This is a genomic window from Ferroplasma sp. Type II (assembly GCF_000496155.1).
This window is the reverse complement of record NZ_KI542753.1, coordinates 1,618-4,526: the sequence shown is the minus strand read 5'-3', so window position 1 is coordinate 4,526 and position 2,909 is coordinate 1,618. Positions and strand designations below refer to the sequence as shown.

The window sequence follows — 2,909 nt, the reverse complement described above, 5'->3', positions numbered from 1 at the left end:
TGAACTATTATATAATTGAACTATTATATTCCTGCCGTAGGGAATAAATTTAATCGAATCAATTCCCGAAATATCGGAAATGGCCGATTTCATATTGTTTAATGAAAAATTAATTATAGATGCCCATATATGTTCAGAAACATTAGATATAATTATTCCCATATATGGAAAGTTTTCAATCGAAATATTTGTACTGGGAAAATGTAATCCATAAAAATCTAGTCTTTCCTGGAAATATTCATCGGTTGCCTTTGAAATCGAAAAAGTAACATCCACGCTTATACTCGTACCTGCCTTGCTAATATTCATTGGATTGATCGTGACAGTTAATGGATGTCGCCTTAGTTTATTCATTATTTCATAATATTTTTCAGGGGTAAAATGTGAATTTCTTGCTATTGAATACATAAAGTGTAATCCATTATCATCCTTTGAGTATTCAGAACCAAATATTGGTATTTCCGATATGGAATCATTTATTATCGTATCTATTGATTTTCCATTAACCTTAATATTTTTTATATTATTAGACCCTGTATATTGCTTAAGAGTGTCTTTAAATACACCGTTAATTAATAATTTTAATTTTTCTAAATTAATTTTATAATTTATTGTTATATTATTTTTATACACTTCATGAGGGATATTTTGTTTATTTGATAGAAAATCATTAACTATGCCATTTAATTCCTTCTCTATTTCTTTATTCATATCATTCATAATTTTGTTTTCTAAAATTTCCTCTGACTTAACATGGTTAACTAAGCGATTAAATTCTTTAAATCTATATTCATCAAGAAGTTGAAGAAACCAGTATATTGATCTAAGTGCATAACTTTTACCTGAATTGGGAAGTCCTAATATGGTAGTAATATTCTTAGTACGTATAATTGATTTTTTAATAGGTCCTATATTTTTTATTTCAAATTCAATTTCATCGTTTTCCATATTAATATATCCTCTCTTTTTAAAGTAATAAATAAACAATATATTATAGTTTCTAGATTAGAAATTACCATATTTTCGTTGATAATTTTCAAATTTCAAATATTATGATATAATCGCTTTAAGTAAAGATCGTACAAAGGTCCTAAGAGGAGTTATGATAAGTATTTCTCAGAGAATAGTAATTTATTCACCGGGGATTTATGGGGGCGCCAGAGGGTGAACCGGGTTGCCTTGGTTTAAACAGTATGCTTAATGCGCCCCTGTTTCTCCCACCACCTACTTCTTTAAGGCCACGGAACAGGAAAGACGAAATAAATCTACCACTGAATACAATGATATATGAAAGTATAAGTGCAAGTTTCAGTGGAAAGAAATCTATAAACAAAGAAAGAAGGTATCCCCCAGTTAACGCTCCTGCAAAATAAATTGCTCCATTAAATCCATTGAGTATAGAAATATATTCGGCGTGGTGACCCTCCGGAACAACATCCAGTGTATAGGAGGTAAGAATGGAATTCTGAATTGAACCTAAAAAACCACTGTATATTTCAATTCCTATAAAAAGAGGAAAAGAATCAAAGAAGGCATACATTAATGGTATCCCGCTTAACATAATCTTATTTAGGAAAATTAAAGGAATCCTGTTGATATTATCAATAAATTTTGCAATAAAATACTGTGTAACAAGTGCTGATCCAATTGCCGCAATGGTGAGCAATGCCACAACTTTTAAGGAAAAGCCCATAATTGTAACAATTGTTATGGGAAACATCGGCCAGGCCAGTGACCAGAAAAAAGACTGTACATTAGTTGCCATAAAATATTGATAGAATATACTATTATTTTTTAGGGTTTTTAAGGTCCCAGAAGATTTTTGCTCATTATTGATTTGCTTTTTTTCTCTGTGAGCATAAATCCTATCAAAGCAGATGCTATGTATGAAATCGATGCTGCTGTGAATGGAATAATAATATCCTTCCTTGAATTGCTATCAAGCAGGAAAAAAATAGCTATCAAAGATATAACTGTGCCCATAGATGCGATATTGGTTATTATAGAAAGAAAATGCCCCCTTTTTTCTGCAATATTATCGGCTATGAATGAGTACCAGTTCACGGTTATCATGGCTGAAAAAAGTGATATCAGTGCATAGAGGAAAATGAGATCCACTGGATTATAAGAATATGGAAGCATGTACCACAGAACAGCCAATATTACGCTTCCTAAAATTAGAAAGGGCGTTCGTCGCCCTACCCTATCACTAATACGTCCCCAGAGAATCTGCCCCAAATTGCTCAGTGAGTTAGATGATGATTGCAGCCAGCCCATTTCAACCGCCGATGCTCCTATCATAACTGCAAATACTCCCACAAAGGAAGCTGCAGCAGTTGCACCAGCTGCTATTATAAAAGACCTCAGGGCTATGAGTTTTCTATTATTCATTTAATCTCTTTATTGCACAGTTTATCCAAAGATGTTATTTGAATTCTTTGTTGATTTTTTCCGAATTAGGATTTTAGTAATCTTATGGGCATTTGTTTGATTCGAAGAATAGTACAGTTTTTACTTGAAACAATTATATCAAAATGTTTCAATTTCCAAATTATCAACGAAAATTTGGCAATTTCTAACGTAACAAAAATATTTCTATAATGACACAATGCTTAGCAGTGGTAACGTATATTACAGTAGATTCTTCGAAAACTGGCGTTGGAAAATATGCCTATGACCTTTACACATTAATGGCACCTGAAAGCAGGATAGTTCAGTTCATATTCAATAATAAATTTCAGGATCCTCTTTATAAATCACCATACAGGGGCCTTAAAAATTCTGTTTTAAATTATTTATTCAGTGATCTTATATATAGACCCGGAATTAAAGTGATAAATAACAGTAATGATATTATACATATAACATCACAGACAATCAAGCCCATGTTAAAAGCAAATATATGGTGT

At 31.7% G+C, this 2,909-nt stretch carries 4 protein-coding genes; 1 reads left to right on the top strand and 3 read right to left on the bottom strand.

All coding sequences use genetic code 11. The annotated features are described in order from the left end of the window. From AMDU4_RS09645 to AMDU4_RS09635, 3 genes are all read right to left on the bottom strand, one after another. On the bottom strand, nucleotides 1-948 hold a 948-nt coding region (locus AMDU4_RS09645; protein ID WP_021787795.1), incomplete at its 3' end, for a hypothetical protein. A gap of 187 nt (nucleotides 949-1,135) precedes the next feature. After that, complete coding sequence (locus AMDU4_RS09640; RefSeq protein ID WP_021787794.1) at nucleotides 1,136-1,765, bottom strand: MFS transporter; 630 nt, start codon at nucleotides 1,763-1,765, stop codon at nucleotides 1,136-1,138. Nucleotides 1,766-1,803: 38 nt separating this feature from the next. Continuing rightward, nucleotides 1,804-2,391: an MFS transporter gene (locus AMDU4_RS09635; RefSeq protein ID WP_021787793.1), complete on the bottom strand. Its 588-nt coding sequence runs from the start codon at nucleotides 2,389-2,391 to the stop codon at nucleotides 1,804-1,806. Between the two features lie 227 nt (nucleotides 2,392-2,618). Between AMDU4_RS09635 and AMDU4_RS09630 the strand changes: the two genes are divergently transcribed. Next, nucleotides 2,619-2,909 (top strand): hypothetical protein (locus tag AMDU4_RS09630; protein WP_290704919.1); only part of this gene is annotated, 291 nt, incomplete at its 3' end.